14 protein-coding genes are annotated in these 14,900 nt (G+C 57.3%); 12 read left to right on the forward strand and 2 right to left on the reverse strand.

The annotated features are described in order from the left end of the window. Positions 1–466 precede the first annotated feature (466 nt). The 9 genes from deoC (at position 467) to AB5164_RS08120 (ending at position 9,787) form a co-directional block, all read left to right on the forward strand. Positions 467–1,141, forward strand: coding sequence for a deoxyribose-phosphate aldolase (deoC, locus tag AB5164_RS08080; RefSeq protein ID WP_022094433.1), 675 nt, complete (start codon positions 467–469; stop codon positions 1,139–1,141). A gap of 149 nt (positions 1,142–1,290) precedes the next feature. Beyond that, entirely contained in the window at positions 1,291–2,133 is an 843-nt protein-coding gene (locus AB5164_RS08085; protein WP_368143264.1) for a Cof-type HAD-IIB family hydrolase, read from the forward strand. A 63-nt stretch (positions 2,134–2,196) separates the two neighbouring features. Beyond that, on the forward strand, positions 2,197–2,856 hold the full coding sequence (locus AB5164_RS08090) for an HAD family hydrolase (RefSeq protein WP_346979387.1): 660 nt from the start codon (positions 2,197–2,199) through the stop codon (positions 2,854–2,856). A gap of 150 nt (positions 2,857–3,006) precedes the next feature. Continuing rightward, positions 3,007–3,750, forward strand: a complete 744-nt coding sequence (locus AB5164_RS08095; RefSeq protein ID WP_368143263.1) for a GntR family transcriptional regulator — start codon at positions 3,007–3,009, stop codon at positions 3,748–3,750. 218 nt (positions 3,751–3,968) lie between these two features. After that, entirely contained in the window at positions 3,969–5,432 is a 1,464-nt protein-coding gene (locus AB5164_RS08100) for a YfcC family protein (RefSeq protein ID WP_368143262.1), read from the forward strand. 9 nt (positions 5,433–5,441) lie between these two features. Continuing rightward, complete coding sequence (locus tag AB5164_RS08105; protein WP_368147963.1) at positions 5,442–7,025, forward strand: amidohydrolase; 1,584 nt, start codon at positions 5,442–5,444, stop codon at positions 7,023–7,025. Position 7,026: 1 nt separating this feature from the next. Further along, positions 7,027–7,878, forward strand: coding sequence for a sugar phosphate isomerase/epimerase family protein (locus AB5164_RS08110; RefSeq protein WP_195503316.1), 852 nt, complete (start codon positions 7,027–7,029; stop codon positions 7,876–7,878). A gap of 62 nt (positions 7,879–7,940) precedes the next feature. Next, a complete protein-coding gene (locus AB5164_RS08115; RefSeq protein ID WP_022094440.1) occupies positions 7,941–8,909 on the forward strand; it encodes an SIS domain-containing protein in 969 nt (322 codons plus the stop codon). Positions 8,910–8,923: 14 nt separating this feature from the next. Further along, positions 8,924–9,787: a PfkB family carbohydrate kinase gene (locus tag AB5164_RS08120; RefSeq protein ID WP_035138847.1), complete on the forward strand. Its 864-nt coding sequence runs from the start codon at positions 8,924–8,926 to the stop codon at positions 9,785–9,787. 278 nt (positions 9,788–10,065) lie between these two features. On the opposite strand, the gene AB5164_RS08125 is transcribed toward AB5164_RS08120, so the two are convergent. Both AB5164_RS08125 and AB5164_RS08130 read right to left on the reverse strand, forming a co-directional pair. Continuing rightward, positions 10,066–10,848, reverse strand: coding sequence for a TatD family hydrolase (locus AB5164_RS08125; RefSeq protein WP_035138846.1), 783 nt, complete (start codon positions 10,846–10,848; stop codon positions 10,066–10,068). Between the two features lie 14 nt (positions 10,849–10,862). Further along, entirely contained in the window at positions 10,863–11,660 is a 798-nt protein-coding gene (locus AB5164_RS08130) for a tRNA threonylcarbamoyladenosine dehydratase (RefSeq protein WP_260699857.1), read from the reverse strand. Between the two features lie 179 nt (positions 11,661–11,839). Here AB5164_RS08130 and AB5164_RS08135 point away from each other — a divergent pair, with 179 nt between their 5' ends. The 3 genes from AB5164_RS08135 to ettA all read left to right on the forward strand — a co-directional run bounded on the left by AB5164_RS08135 (position 11,840) and on the right by ettA (position 14,679). After that, positions 11,840–12,118: an autorepressor SdpR family transcription factor gene (locus tag AB5164_RS08135; RefSeq protein WP_260699858.1), complete on the forward strand. Its 279-nt coding sequence runs from the start codon at positions 11,840–11,842 to the stop codon at positions 12,116–12,118. Next, positions 12,111–12,815, forward strand: a complete 705-nt coding sequence (locus AB5164_RS08140; RefSeq protein WP_260699859.1) for an SdpI family protein — start codon at positions 12,111–12,113, stop codon at positions 12,813–12,815. Before AB5164_RS08135 ends, AB5164_RS08140 begins: the two co-directional genes overlap by 8 nt. Positions 12,816–12,999: 184 nt before the next feature. Continuing rightward, complete coding sequence (gene ettA, locus AB5164_RS08145; protein ID WP_368147965.1) at positions 13,000–14,679, forward strand: energy-dependent translational throttle protein EttA; 1,680 nt, start codon at positions 13,000–13,002, stop codon at positions 14,677–14,679. Positions 14,680–14,900: the final 221 nt, after the last annotated feature.

Below are 14,900 nucleotides of genomic sequence, written 5' to 3' on the forward strand. Positions count from 1 at the left end.
GGGGCCGCGGGGGCGTTCGGCTAGGTGCGGGAATGGCCTATTTGCTCAATGTGTTCGGCTGAGATCGGAAATCAACCTTTGTTTCAAATGGGGTGGTTTTGCAACCGTCATACGCGCGCTGTGCGAACGTGCCCCGGCTCGGATAAGATAGTGCGATCGAGTTTTACCGCGCTCACCGCAAGTAGTCTTTGTTGCTGAGATAGGTCACGGCCGAAAGGGGCCCGTATCCCAACAGATACGGGCCCCTTGCTATTTAAATGGGCATGAGGGTGTATTGAGGGGGGGATGTCTTGCTGTCGGCATCCGCGTGCGGTGCCATTCGCTGTCCGTAAATTATACGTTTACGGCTAATCTCATACCACTTGTCGGAATGCGGACGCTGTCCTTGCATGCCGGGCGTACATTGAACGTGGTTTTTCGCGTGAAGCCACGAATCGGTTGCCAGCCCTGAACAAGGAGGCCCAGCATGACGCTTGCCAAACCCATCAATAAATACATCGACTATATCGATGCCCCCGAGGACACGTTTGAGCAGTATGTCGAGAAGGCGTTAAAGTACAACTTTCGCTGCGTATTTGCGAACCTGCAGGAGTACGAGACGGGCCGCGCCATGCTCGAGGGCTCTGACATCATCCTTGCCGGCGCTATCGACTTTCCCCAGGGCACTATGACGCTTGAGGAGAAGCTTGCGAGGTTTGAGGAATACGCTGCGTGTGGCTTTACCGAGATTGACTATGTTTTGAATCAGGGGTCGATCGAGAACCGCGATTTTGATGCCATCGAGCGCGAGATGACTACCATTGCTGATTTTTGTCGCGCGCATGGCATCACTGACAAGGTAATCGTCGAGATGTGCAAGCTGGACGGCGACGACGCCGCCAAGCGCCGTGTATGCGAGATCGCGCTGGAGGCCAAGCCGGGATTCCTTAAGACATCGACCGGTAGAAGCTTTGGCGGTGCTAAGCTCGAGGACGTGCGGCTGATGCACGAGGTGCTCGGCGATGCCGTGGCAATCAAGGCGGCGGGCGGTATCCATAATTACGAAGAGGCTTGCGCATTCATCGAGGCCGGCGCCAGCGCGTTAGGTGCATCGGCGGGCATCGCGATCGTCGAGGGCGCACCGACGGATGAGCGTCGCTAGCAGACGTATTTGACCTGAGCGATAAAGCTTCACGACCACACGCCGTTCATGTTCGGGACAATATGACATTTTTCCCGTTGTAAACGGAGTCGCGATGGGTGTTCTGTATGATGGCTCAGACAAGGTTGTTCAATGACAGGGAGGCATATATGGCAATCAAAGCCATCGCGATGGATATCGACGGTACGCTCACCAACGATCAGAAAGTGATTAGCCCGCGTACGCGCGAGAAGCTGCTCGCGGCGCAGGAGTCGGGCATTAAGCTCATTTTGGCTTCGGGCCGTCCCGCATGGGGGCTGCACGCCTTGGCGCAAGAGCTCGACCTTCAAAACCATGACGGTTTGCTGGTGGCCTTTAACGGCGCACACGTCGTCGATGCCCAGACCGACGAGGTGCTGTTCGATCAGGCTATGCCTGCCGACGAATTGCATCGTCTGATTGATCACCTGCGTAATTTTGACGTGATCCCTATGATTTCGCTCGGTCGCGATTTGCACGTCGAGGACTCGTACCATTGCATGATCACGCTGCCTGACGGCTCGCAGAAGAATATCGTCAAGTATGAGCGCGACGCGTGCGATCTTAAGATTCGCGAGGTGGAGAGCCTGCATGAGGTCGCTGATGCTTATCCCGTGGACAAGCTGCTGACGGCGGGCGATCCGGCCTACCTGCAGGCGCATTACGAGGAGATGTATGCGCCCTTTAAGCAGACGCTTTCGGGCATGTTTACGGCCGACTGGTACTTTGAGTACACGGCGCCCGGTATCGACAAGGCCCGCGCACTCGAGGGTGCCCTGCCTAAGCTCGGCATCAATGCCAGTGAGGTCGTATCGTTTGGCGACGGCCAGAACGACAAGTCCATGATTGAGTGGGCCGGCACCGGTGTTGCCATGGGCAACGCGGTTGACGAGGTTAAGGCCGTGGCCCAGATGGTGACCGCCAATAACAATGAAGACGGTATTGCGGTGGCGCTGGATAAGCTGCTGGGTTAGAATCGCCGATAATGCATGGTTCGGGCGCCTGCTTACAGGCGCCCTTTTGTTAGGGAGGGTGCCGTGTCCGCATTTCCGTTCGACGCCGTTATCTTTGACATGGACGGCGTCATTGTCGATACCGAGTATTACTACCTGGGCGAGACTGCCGCGTTTGCCAAGGAGCTTGGGCTTAACCTGACTCAAGAGGAGTTGAATGGGCAGGTCGGTACCTCGCATCAGTTCTTCCTGCATATGTTGGTCGATTGGTTTGAGCGCGCCGGTAAGGGGCATTTCACTGGCGAGGAAGCGTTGGCCCGTTGGGACGAGTGGGCGCATGAGCGTCCGCGCGACTATCAGGCTTTGATTAACCCAGGCGCCGTGGATACGATTCGAGAGCTGCCGCGCCGCGGCGTTCGCGTGGCGCTTGCCAGCTCGTCTCCCATGGATAGCATCGAGGAAGTGCTCAACGCATGCGGGCTGTCGGATGCCTTTGAGTATGTGGTGAGCGGCGAGCAGTTTAAGGAGAGCAAGCCCGAGCCCGACATCTACCTGCATGCGCTGGACCTGCTGGGGCTGCCCGCGAATCGCTGCTGCTGCGTTGAGGATTCGGTGCCTGGCATCACTGCCGGCAAGCGAGCCGGCCTGACAGTCATTGCCAAGCGCGAGGAGCGCTTTGGCTTTAGCCAGGATGCCGCGGACAAGATTATCGACCAGCTGCCGGAGCTGCTCACGCTTTCTTAGGAGCGCGGTAGTTGCGCGTTTTTCGGGTCTGATGAGTAAATAGCCGACATTTTGGTGCGACACCTAGCATACTTAATGCTAATGCGGGCTTAAGGGCTTGCTGAATGCCCTTGGGCCCGCTTTAGACTTAATTGTGCTGGGAGAGGGTATATGCCACCGACTGAAGGGCTAACTGACGGTAAAGCAGCGATACCGCTGTACCAACAGGTCATTGATATCATTAAAAACGAAATCAACTCCGGCGTCTACAAGGCAGGCGCGCGGATACCCAACGAATTCGAATTGGCTGAGAGCTATAAAGTTGGCCGCGTTACCGTGCGACGCGCTATTGAGGAGCTCGTCCAGCAGGGCTATCTAACGAAGCGACAGGGGAAAGGCACGTTCGTCAATGCCCCCAAGCTCAAGCGCAAGATTCGCCAGAAGGATGACGTCCAGAGTTTTTCGGACGCATGCCGCGTTAACGGAATGGAACCGGGGGCGTGTGTCATTTCGAGAAAGATACTGCCGGCGGATTCTACCGAAGCACAGTTCTTTGGTGTTCCCGTTGGAACTGACTTGATTTGCGTCGAGCGTGTGCGTACTGCCGATGGCGTCCCCGTCATGCTCGAGAACAACATATACGTTTACGAGGACAACGCCTATCTATCAACGGCGCCTCTATCTAACCAATCCATTTTTGAGTTCGTGCGCAACCAGACGGGCCGCATGCCCGCGTTTACCGACCCGTGCACGCTCGAGATCGCGTGCGCATCGCCCGAGGTCGCTCGGTTGCTGGCGGTTCCCGTTGGCGAACCCTTGTTTTATATGGAAGCCTTCTTTTTCGATGAGCAACGGCGGCCGTTTATCATCGGTCGTCAGCGGATCGTTGGGTCTCGCTACGTTTTTGACATCTAGGACATTGCGAATGGAAACGTCCGGTGGATCATCTCACCGGGCGTTTCCATACCGTTCACGGTGCGAACGCAACCGTTCAACCGCGTTGCGGCAATCAGTTTGAAATTATCTTGATGACGGGAAAAGCTGCTGGTAATCTATAGAACGTCATAGAACGTTTGCCTTGTGCAAGCGTTGAAGCGAGATGCGATGCAGTCTCGAGTTCTTTGGAGGTATCTATGTCAGATACGAAGGCGAAGAAGACAAACAGACGTTTTAAGTTCAAATTACCGCATGTCTATACGATCATGTTCTTGCTGATCGTTGTCTTCGCGGTTCTGACTTGGATCGTTCCCTCCGGTCAGTATCAGCGCAAGACGATTTCGACAGCGGCGGGCGAGCGTGAAGTCGCCGTTGCTGGAACCTATGAACAGGTCGATAAGAACTACACCGATTCCGAGACCGGCGAGACCATCAATCTGGGTCAGGATATCTTCGCGGTCCTGCAAGCGCCCACCAAGGGCATCCAGGAGGCTGCCGACGTCGTTGCGTTCGTCTTATTGATTGGCGGATCGTTCGCAATCATCACCAAGACCAACGCTTTGAATGCCGGCATGAGCCGTGTGATTAAAAAGCTCAAGAACAAGGACATCCTCATCATTCCCATCACGATGACGCTGCTGTCCATTTGCGGCACTACGTTTGGTATGTCTGAGGAAGCCCTACCGTTCTATGCCATCTTCATTCCCATCATGATGGGTATCGGTTATGACTCGATGACGGCATTCATCATCTGCTTCCTTGGTCCTAACCTGGGATATTGTGCTTCGACCATCGACCCGTTTAATGTTTTGATCGCCCAAGGCATCATTGGCATCGAGGGTAATCCGCAACTGTGGCTGCGCGCCGTTTCTTGGGTTATCTTCACTGCCGTCGGTATCGCATGGGCCATGCGATACGCCGTGCGCGTCAAGAAAAACCCCGAGTCGTCCATTGTGTACGAGGACGATAAGCTCAAGCGTATTGAGTTTTCCGTGACCGATGCCTCCATCGAGGAAGAGTTCACTATCCGTCAGAAGCTCGTGCTCATCGATTTTGCTTGCGGTATGGGCATTATCGTCTGGGGTCTTGTTACCCAGGGCTGGTACATGAATGAGATTTCCGCCGTGTTCCTTGGCATGGGCTTGCTTGCCGGTATCCTGGGCGGTCTTGACCAGCAGACAATTGCAGAGGAGTTCGTTAAGGGTCTCGCCGACTTTGCGTACGCTGCCATCGTTATCGGTATCGCTCGCGGTATTCTGGTCATCGCCGAGGGCGGCATGATCATCGACACCATCCTCCAGGCGCTCGCTACCGCGCTCGCCGGCGCACCCGCCGCCGTCTACACCACGTTTATGTATATCGTCCTTGGCCTGCTCTCTTTGCTGGTTCCCTCGAGTTCTGGCCTGGCGGCGCTCACCATGCCCGTTATGGGCCCCCTGACCGAGCTCATGGGCCTCAATCCCGAGGCAGCCGTCACCGCGCTCCAGTTTGCCAACCAGACCATCAACACCATCAGCCCCGTGGCGGGCATGACGGTCGCCGGTCTTGCCGTGGCTAGGATTTCGTTTGGCCAATGGTGGAAGACCATTTGGAAGTTCCTCATTTTCATGGTCGTCTTTGGCCTGATCGTAACGGCAATCTCTGGCATGCTTCCGGTGTAGGTGGTTGTGATGTCTGATCGTTTGACGGTCCTAACGTCTAAGAGCGTCTTTACCGGTACGGGGGACCTGCCGTTTGAAGGTTTCGTAGCGGTCCGTGGCAATCGAATTGAGGCTGTTGGCACCAAGTGTGAGGTAGCTTCGTATTTGACCCAGGCGGACGAGGTAGTTGACCTGGGCGACCGCACTGTCATGCCTGGCCTGATCGATGTGCATACCTTCTATACAGGTTGGGCGCTGCGGACGTTGGGGTCTGATCTGTCCGGCATCGATGATGCCAAAGAGGCCGTGTCGCTCTTGCGTGCATGGAAAGAAGATCATCCGGATTGCGCGGCGGCTTTTGGCCACAACCTACCCGAAACGTTGGCATCGGATGCCGAGAACGCAAATACGGCAGCTGTGTTTGACGATTGTTTTGGCGATATCCCTGTCGTCTGCTTTACACCGGGTGCGGAGACCTGCGTTCTCAATGCTGCCGCCAGTGCGCGGTACGGCTTTACACCTCAGGCGTGCTATGCCGAAAAGATCTGGCGCATGATGAGTGATTTCCTTGCGCTGACCGAGGTGCGTGCCGGGTATTCGGACTACATGAGCATGCTTAACGAGCGTGGCGTTACCGCCATCAAGGAAATGGCGTTTGATGACTACTATGGCTTTGCCGACGAAATGGCTCGCCGTGAGGAATCTGGTGAGCTGACGGTTCGCGTCTCTATGATGTCGCAGCCGGTGGGTGCCGGTGCAAATCTGGCATATGCCCGCGAGGCGCGAGAGCGCTTCCGGGGACCGTTCGTTCGTTTTTCTGGCTTCAACCGTATGACCGATCGCGGCGTATGGGCGGGGCTTGCCGAGATGATAGACCCCTATGAGGACTCGGCCGATGCGGGCGCTGCCGGCAAGACGGTCGTCGAGGAGCCAGAGTGGGATCTGATTGAGAACGAGCTGCGTGCAATTGATGCTGACGGCTTCCGATATTCCTTGCATTGCCAGGGCGATGGCGCCGTTCGTCGCACCGTGGCGCTCTATGCCTCGCTGCCTCGAGACGAGCATGGACGGATGCTTCGCCGCCATGCGATTACCGATCTCGAGAACTCTGACCCGACCGATCTTGTCAAGTTTGGCAAGTTAGGTGGAATTTGCGAGGTCTATCCGCAGATTCTGACGCTGGACCGGCGCGAGGATTGCCTGTCGATGATGCGTCGACAAATTGGCGAGACGCGACTTTTGCACAGCTGGAATCGCCGCGGCATGGAAGATTCCGGATGCACAGTGTGCTGCGGCACGGATCTGCCGCTGCTGATTCCGAGCCTGGGCGAGTCAATCTACAGCGCGTGCGGCGGATTCTTCGCCGACGGACTGCCCGTGAATGAGGTCAACACGCTGACGCTTGTCGAGCTCTTGCGCGCTTGGACTGCCGGGGGCGCGTACGACCTGATGCGCGAAGACGAGCTGGGTACGCTCGAGGTTGGCAAGCTTGCCGATATCTGCGTGCTCGATCGGGATGTGTTCGACCTCGATTATCGCGACGCACGCGATCTTGCGGTTGACATGACGATGTCGGACGGACAAATCGTGTTCGATCGAAATAAGGAGGCATAAGATGTCTGAATCCAAACCGACGCTGCACCGCGAACAGATTGCGGGCATGAATATCCACTACATCATGTGGTCGCTCGATTACTTCCTTGATGTGCAGCAGCGTTTGGGCTTTGAGTCCATTGAGCTGTGGTGTGCGGAGCCGCATGTGACGCTCGACCACACGGGCTACTTTGAAGCTGAGGTCCTGGCGAAAAAGGCTGCAGACCGTGGGCTTAGGTATCGTACTCTGTGTCCCGAGAATGTTGTCTATCCTTGGCAGTACTGCGCACGCAAACCGCTGCATGAACAGCGCAGCTTGGCGTACTTTAAGCACGGCATTGAGCTTGCCGAGGTACTTGGGTGCGACCGCATGTCCATCAACTCGGGCTGGGGCGACTGGGACGAGGACCGCGAGGAAGCCTGGAAGCGCAGCCGCGAGCACTTGTCCATTCTGGCGGAGTATGCCGGCGAGCACGGTCTGGTGCTTACGATGGAAAGCCTGCGTCCCGAGGAGAGCAACCTTGTGACGACGGTTTCCGATGCGAAGCGCATGATTGACGAGGTCGCGAGCCCGTACTTACAGCCCATGGTTGATACAACCGCGATGGGCGTTGCAGGCGAGACGCTCGAGGACTGGTTTGCCGCCTTTGGTGATGGGGCAATTCACGAGATGCACTTTATCGACGGTGACCCGTATGGCCATCTGGTGTGGGGCGATGGCAAGCACGATATGGACGCCTTCGTCGCCACGCTCAACGCCCATGGTTTCGACGGCATGCTGGGCCAGGAAATCACGGACGGTCGTTACTACGATGATCCGGCGGCGGCAGATGCCAAGAACATGGCCGCATTCGAGAAATATCTGATTGACTAAAACAACCATCGGCCACGCAACCAACGTCATTGATTGCGGGCCAAATAAGAAAGGAACTGGATATGAACGCACACGATCTGATCAAAGAGGCAATTGCCGAGAAGGGCAAGTTCGACAGCGTCTACTGGATTGCTTGCGGTGGCTCCATGATCGATTTGATCCCGGCTCATGAGCTTCTGCAGCGCGAGGCAACCACCTTCACTTCGTATATCTATACGGCTCGCGAGTTCGATATCATGCGTCCGCGTCGTCTGGGCGAGAAGTCCCTGGTCATCGCTTGTAGCCACAGTGGCAACACCCCCGAGGTCGTCGAGGGCTGCGAGATTGCCCTTGCTGCCGGCGCTACGGTGATCGCCCAGACCGACAACGCTGGATCCAAGATCGACTCCGGCAAGTGGACCACGTGGGTCTACCCGTGGGGCGAGGGCGTGCCGCAGGCCGAGGTCCCCGCTGGCATTTCGCTGTCGCTTGCGGCCGAGCTGCTCGATCAGCAGGAAGGCTACGCCGATCTTGCCGATATGTATGCCGGTATCGCCGAGATGGATAAGATTCTTCCCCCGGCACGCGAGAAGGTAAATGCCGAGCTGGGCGATCGCTTTGCCAAGCTTTGCCAGGAGCACGAGTTCTTCTACATTCTGGGCAGCGGTCCCAACTTTAGCCAGACCTACGGTTTCGCTATCTGCTCTCTTATGGAGATGCAGTGGCAGCACTGTAGCTACATCCACTCTGCCGAGTACTTCCACGGCCCCTTCGAGGCTACTCAGGATGGCGTTTTTTACTTCCTGCAGATGGGCTCCAGCGAGTGCCGTGCTATGGACGAGCGCGCCCTGGCGTTCCTTAAGACGCATACCGATACGCTGATGGTGCTCGATGCCAAGGAGTACGGTATGGAAGCCGTGCCGGCGAGCGTCCGTGCCTATCTGGACCCGGTGCTGTTCTACGCCATGAACTGCGAACTGCGTGCTGCACGCGGCAAGGTGTTTGATCACGATCCCGATTTCCGTCGCTATATGGGTGTTGTCGAGTACTAGAAGGGGCAAAGGCCATGGCATTTAACGTTAACGCGCTCGGATTTGGCGACAACGTCGTCGATCGCTACGAGCATATCCACACCATGTATCCCGGCGGCAATGCGGTGAACTTCGCCGTTTATGCCAAGAAATGCGGTGCCGCACGCTCCGCATACATGGGCATTTTTGGCAATGATGCCGCTGCCGAGCATGTCATTGCAAGCCTCGAGGATGAGGGTATCGAGCTTGACAAGTGCGAGCAGATGATTGGCGAGAACGGAGCGGCTCGCGTGACCGTCGTTGACGGTGACCGTGTCTTCCTCGGCTCCAACGAGGGCGGTATCCGTGGCGATGCGCGTTATGTCCTCGATCGCTTTGACCTTTCGTACATGAAGCAGTTCGATGTGGTTCATTCGGGCAACTATTGCTTTACCGAGCGCGAGCTGCCCAAGCTGAAGGCTGCGGGCGTCACGGTCTCTTTTGACTTTTCGGACGACTCCACCGACGAGTACTACGAGCAGATTGCGCCCTACGTCGATTTCGCTTTCTTTAGTGCGGCGGATGCCGCGAGTGAGGACGAGATTCGCGAGCGTCTGGCATGGGTGAAGGGCCTGGGTCCGCGTTTTGTGTCGGCTACGGCGGGCGCCGAGGGCTGCATTGCTTACGACGGCGAGCGTTATTACCGCCAGCTGGCTAAACCGGTAACGGACATGAAGGACACCATGGGGGCGGGCGACTCGTTCCTCACCTCGTTTTTGATGTGCTATCTCGATTCCGCCAAGCGTGGTGAGGATGGCGCCGAGGCCATCGAGCGCGCGCTCGACTTTGCTGCCGGGTTTGCCTCGACCGTGTGCGGCATGGAAGGTTCTTGGGGCCACGGAGCACCAATCGTCGAATAGCCGAGCTGTCCCGGGGAGCTGTATTGGTGCCTTCCCGTGACTCGGTGGTTAAAAAAGCCAAATATGAGTACTGTGACTAATTTAGTCGCAGCAAAATCGACCCCTTCAGACGTGATTTGAGCGTTTGGAGGGGTTTAAGATTGCGAAAATGCAGGATGAGTGACTGTAAAAGTGTTAGTTAATGGACAATCGTAGATTATTCTGGTGGTCGGAAAGCTCAGAGTAATGTATCCATTTCGCTAGCAGTACTCATATTTGACGTTTTTTGACCACAGGGGTTAGCGAAGGCTAAAAACAGAGTGTGCATTCGCTAAAACCGCCGACTCAATATGCTTTGCGTCGCATTTTTTGAGCGAGGCGACGTGTTCTGAGGCGCTTTCGAGCGATCTGATGAGTGACTGTGCGCTTATTTCTGCGTTTGCCTCCGCTGGTGCATCGGTCTCGAGCAGTAAACGATCGAGTGGAATTTGTCGTACGTATTCGCGTCCTCGTTTAGATGCGAGCATGCGTTCGTTGACGGAAAAATAACAGCCCGCATTACGCGCGCGGACGAGTTCGTCCGAAGTACCGCTAAACCAGTGGAAGATGATAACGGGGGAGTCGGGGTTTGGGATGAGTAGTCCATGCGATTCGAGGACGTCCAGTACGGCTCCTGCCGAACGAACGGCGTGAATTGATATCACGCGCCCGGTAAGAGGATGCTGCACGAGCGCATCGCAGAGCCGGTTAAGTGCCTGTATTTGTAGCGGCTCACTTCCAGCAAAGCGCGCGGAAAAGTCGAGTCCGACTTCGCCGATGTAGCGTTCTTGGGCAGCAACTTCGCAAAGCAGATTGACTTCGACAAAACCGCAGTGGCCATCGGCGAGCCACCAGGGGTGAAGCCCAACGCCGGCGATGATGCCTGGTTGGCGACAGGCGCGCTCGTTTGCGGCCGAAAAGTCGCGCGGATTGACGCCGCAGTCAAATAGACCCAAGCCCAGCGCCGTCGCCTCATCGGCAACGGCGTCCGGGTGAGCCATTAAATCAAGATGGCAGTGTGCATCAAATAACCGGGGCTCCATCTCGGTGCGCTCCGCTAGTCCAGACGTTGGCCATCGGAGCGTACGCGCTCAGTGCCGCGGCCGCTGATCTGGCGGATAACCTCGCCGGCAATCATCTGGCCCATGATGGGCGGCATAAAGCTGGCGGTTCCCAGCTCGGTACGCTCGTGGATGTTGGAAGGGTCGCGGGGCTGTGTCTTAACCGATTCCTCACAGCTAAACAGCACGTGCAGGCTCTTGATGCCGCGCTTCTTGCATTCTTTGCGCATGATGCGGCTCATGGGGTCACGTACCGTATCGAAAATGTCGGCAAAGCGGAGGCACTCGGGATGGAGCTTGTTGGCCCCGCCCATGGAGCTAACCAAACGAATGTCGTGGTCCTGAGCATATTTGGCAATGGTGAGCTTGGCCGAGATGGTGTCGATGGCGTCGACGACGTAGTCGATCTTGCCTTCCGTCTGCTCCAAAACGCTCGCGAAGAAATCATCGATGTTGTTGCTCAGCAGGTATTCGGTGCGTTTGATGACGGTAGCGGTAGGGTTGATGTCGTGAATCATAGCCTCCATGACGTCGACTTTGCGCTTTCCGATGGTGCTGTGAAAGGCGATGGCCTGGCGATTGATATTACTGGGCGCGATGATGTCCTTATCCAGAATGACGAAATGACCGATGCCGCCGCGGGCGAGTGCCTCGCAGCAGTTGGAGCCCACGCCTCCGCAGCCGAGCACCAGCACCGTAGCATCGGCGAGCTTATCGAGTGCCTCGCGGCCCATGATGATCTCGAGCTTGGTGTCGCGTGTCTCGATGGCGGCTGCGGCAGCGGTTTCGGTCATAGACATCCTCCGATGGGGAAGCGAATCGTGTTTTAGCTATCGTCATTATAGGTAATCGCCCATAGGTTGCGATGGCGTTTGCTTTGATGTGGTTTGAAGCATTGCGATTAGATAGTTAGACAAACATCTAAATATCGAGTATAGTGTGCACGTCATGAGAGATGATGAGAGGAGGTCTTATGCCGGGAGAGGGTTTTAAGGCGCTTGCCGATCCAACGCGACGGCGCATTTTGGAGTTGCTGCGCGAGGACAATTGCACGGCGGGGGAGCTTGCCGAGCATTTTGATATCAGTAAGCCGTCGCTGAGCCATCACTTGGCGACGCTCAAAAACGCCGGGTTGGTGACCGACGAGCGCCATGGCCAAAACATCGTATACAGCTTAAACACCACCGTCATGCAGGATTTAATTGGCTGGTTTATGGGCTTTACAAACACTGAAGGTGATAAGGATGAATAACGAAAACAAGGGCATTCACCCCACGGGGGTATCGTCGCGCGTGTGGATTGCGCTGGTCGCTCTGTGCGTCGCCAATGTCGTAGCGCACCTCATGGTGATGCCGAGCTTGCCTACGCAGATTCCCACGCACTGGGGCGCGAACGGCGCCGTCGACGGTTGGGGTCCTAGCTGGATGGCCTCCGCGCTCGGCGTGCTGCCTCTGGCGCTTCTCGCAATGTTCCGCATGGTGCCGCGCATCGACCCCAAAGGTGAGGCATATCGAACCTCGGGCAAGTTCTACCAGGGCTTCGTAATCGCCTTCACCTTGTTCATGTGCGCCATAAGCTGGCTGGGAGAGCTTACGGTCTGGGGCGTGGTGCCGGCGGTCGGTTCGGTTAACGTGCTGATTTCCGGTGTTGTCGGTTTGCTGTTCATCGGCGTAGGCAACTACTTGCCGCGTGTGAAGCAGAACTATACGCTCGGTATCAAGACACCCTGGGCGCTTGCCGATCCCGAGAACTGGCGCCGTACGCAGCGTTTTGGCGGCGCCTGCTTTATGGTGCTGGGTATTGGCCTGATTGTGATGGGCGTGGCGGGCAGCGTGCTTTCGAGTGAAGTCGTCGCCGCGGTGATTGCGGTTCTGGCGTTTGGTTCGGTTGGAGCCGTCTACGTCTACTCGTATCTGTTGTGGCGCAAATCGCAGCGAGCCGCTCGTTAAGGTTGCGGAAAACTAGCGTACGCAGTTCATAGTATGTTCCGGGGGACTTTTCCCAGGTAGTATTAGGGGGTGTGGGCAACCATGCCCCTTTTTCGTTAAGTTTCAGAGCTGGTTTTCTCATTTCGCTTCCACTAAAGCGAATCAAGAATAGGGAAACAGCAGGTAGAAAGGATAAAACAGGCAAATGGCAGAGTTTATCTACCAGATGTATCAGGCTCGCAAGGCCCATGGCGACAAGGTAATCCTTGACGACGTGACCCTGAGCTTCTACCCCGGTGCCAAGATCGGCGTCGTGGGCCCCAACGGTATGGGCAAGTCGACCCTGCTCAAGATCATGGCCGGCATCGAGGAGGTCTCCAACGGCGATGCCAGGCTCACTCCCGGCTACACTGTGGGCATCCTGCAGCAGGAGCCGCCGCTCGACGACGACAAGACCGTCATCGAGAACGTGCGCATGGCGTTTGGCGATATGATCGCCAAGGTCGATCGCTTCAATAAGATCGGTGAGGAGATGTGCGACCCGGATTGCGACATGGACGCCCTCATGGCCGAGATGGGCAAGCTCCAGGACGAGATTGACGCCGCCGGCGGCTGGGATATCGATTCCAAGCTCGGCCAGGCCATGGACGCCCTGCAGCTGCCCGATTCCGACATGCCGGTCAACGTGCTTTCCGGCGGCGAGCGCCGCCGCGTGGCCCTGTGCAAGCTGCTGCTCGAGGCTCCCGACCTGCTGCTGCTCGATGAGCCCACGAACCACCTGGACGCCGAGTCGATCCTGTGGCTCGAGCACTTCCTGCACAACTACCAGGGCGCGGTGCTTGCCGTCACGCACGATCGCTACTTCCTGGATAACGTTGCCGAGTGGATCTGCGAGGTCGACCGTGGCCACCTCTATCCCTACAAGGGCAACTACTCCACGTATCTGGAGACCAAGGCCGCGCGTATCGAGGCACAGGGCAACCGTGACGCCAAACTCGCCAAGCGCATGGAGGCCGAGCTTGAGTGGGTACGCAGCTCGCCCAAGGCTCGCCAGGCAAAGAACAAGGCCCGTCTGGCTCGCTACGAGGAGATGGAGGCCGAGGCCCGCGCAAGCCAGAAGCTCGACTGGACCGACATCCGCATCCCTGTGGGCCCGCGTCTGGGCAACAAGGTGCTCGAGGCCCATCACCTGCATAAGGAGTTCGATGGCCGTGTGCTCATCGACGACCTTTCGTTCACCCTGCCGCGCAACGGCATCGTGGGCGTCATTGGTCCCAACGGTGTCGGTAAGACCACGCTGTTCAAGACGATTGTGGGTCTGGAGCCGCTGACTTCGGGCGAGCTCGAGGTGGGCGAGACCGTCAAGATTTCTTACGTCGACCAGAACCGTTCCGGCATCGACCCCGATAAGAACCTGTGGGAGGTCGTCTCGGATGGCCTGGACCACATGATGGTCGGCGAGACTGAGGTTCCGAGCCGCGCTTATGTGGCGAGCTTTGGCTTTAAGGGCCAGGACCAGCAGAAGCGCGCTGGCGTACTTTCCGGTGGCGAGCGCAACCGTCTGAACCTGGCGCTTACGCTCAAGCAGGGCGGCAACCTGCTGCTCCTCGACGAGCCCACGAACGACCTCGACGTCGAGACGCTGTCCTCGCTCGAGGCGGCGCTGCTCGAGTTCCCGGGCTGCTCGGTGGTCATTAGCCACGACCGTATGTTCCTGGACCGCGTCGCCACGCACATTCTGGCGTGGGAGGGCACCGACGAGAATCCGGGCAACTGGTATTGGTTTGAGGGCAACTTCGAGGCCTATCAGGCCAACCGCATCGAGCGCCTTGGCGAGGACGCAGCCCAGCCGCATCGTATTCACCGCAAGCTGACGCGCGACTAATTTGTTACGCGGTTTTACCAAACCGCGTAACTACTCGACGCTGCGCGGGCCGCAAGCACCCCATCTTGCCGTTCAAACCGTCGCTCGCGTACCGAAGTACGCGTCGCTCCTCTTTCACGGCAACCTGGGGCACTTGCGGCCCGCTCGCTCATATGACCCAATCCGCTGTCAAGAGCCACAATGGCCCCGCCGACCGCCTGCAATCGGTCGGCGGGGCCTGC

Origin of the sequence: Collinsella aerofaciens (assembly GCF_040915425.1) — a bacterium.
GTDB lineage: Bacteria > Actinomycetota > Coriobacteriia > Coriobacteriales > Coriobacteriaceae > Collinsella > Collinsella aerofaciens_BW.

Coding starts and splice junctions, on each gene's coding strand:
- AB5164_RS08105 (WP_368147963.1), top strand. CDS start 5,442: ATGTCTGATCGTTTGACGGTCCTAACGTCTAAGAGCGTCTTTACCGGT.
- AB5164_RS08120 (WP_035138847.1), top strand. CDS start 8,924: ATGGCATTTAACGTTAACGCGCTCGGATTTGGCGACAACGTCGTCGAT.
- AB5164_RS08100 (WP_368143262.1), top strand. CDS start 3,969: ATGTCAGATACGAAGGCGAAGAAGACAAACAGACGTTTTAAGTTCAAA.
- AB5164_RS08095 (WP_368143263.1), top strand. CDS start 3,007: ATGCCACCGACTGAAGGGCTAACTGACGGTAAAGCAGCGATACCGCTG.
- AB5164_RS08135 (WP_260699858.1), top strand. CDS start 11,840: ATGCCGGGAGAGGGTTTTAAGGCGCTTGCCGATCCAACGCGACGGCGC.
- deoC (WP_022094433.1), top strand. CDS start 467: ATGACGCTTGCCAAACCCATCAATAAATACATCGACTATATCGATGCC.
- AB5164_RS08110 (WP_195503316.1), top strand. CDS start 7,027: ATGTCTGAATCCAAACCGACGCTGCACCGCGAACAGATTGCGGGCATG.
- AB5164_RS08115 (WP_022094440.1), top strand. CDS start 7,941: ATGAACGCACACGATCTGATCAAAGAGGCAATTGCCGAGAAGGGCAAG.
- AB5164_RS08085 (WP_368143264.1), top strand. CDS start 1,291: ATGGCAATCAAAGCCATCGCGATGGATATCGACGGTACGCTCACCAAC.
- ettA (WP_368147965.1), top strand. CDS start 13,000: ATGGCAGAGTTTATCTACCAGATGTATCAGGCTCGCAAGGCCCATGGC.
- AB5164_RS08140 (WP_260699859.1), top strand. CDS start 12,111: ATGAATAACGAAAACAAGGGCATTCACCCCACGGGGGTATCGTCGCGC.
- AB5164_RS08125 (WP_035138846.1), bottom strand. CDS start 10,848: ATGGAGCCCCGGTTATTTGATGCACACTGCCATCTTGATTTAATGGCT.
- AB5164_RS08130 (WP_260699857.1), bottom strand. CDS start 11,660: ATGACCGAAACCGCTGCCGCAGCCGCCATCGAGACACGCGACACCAAG.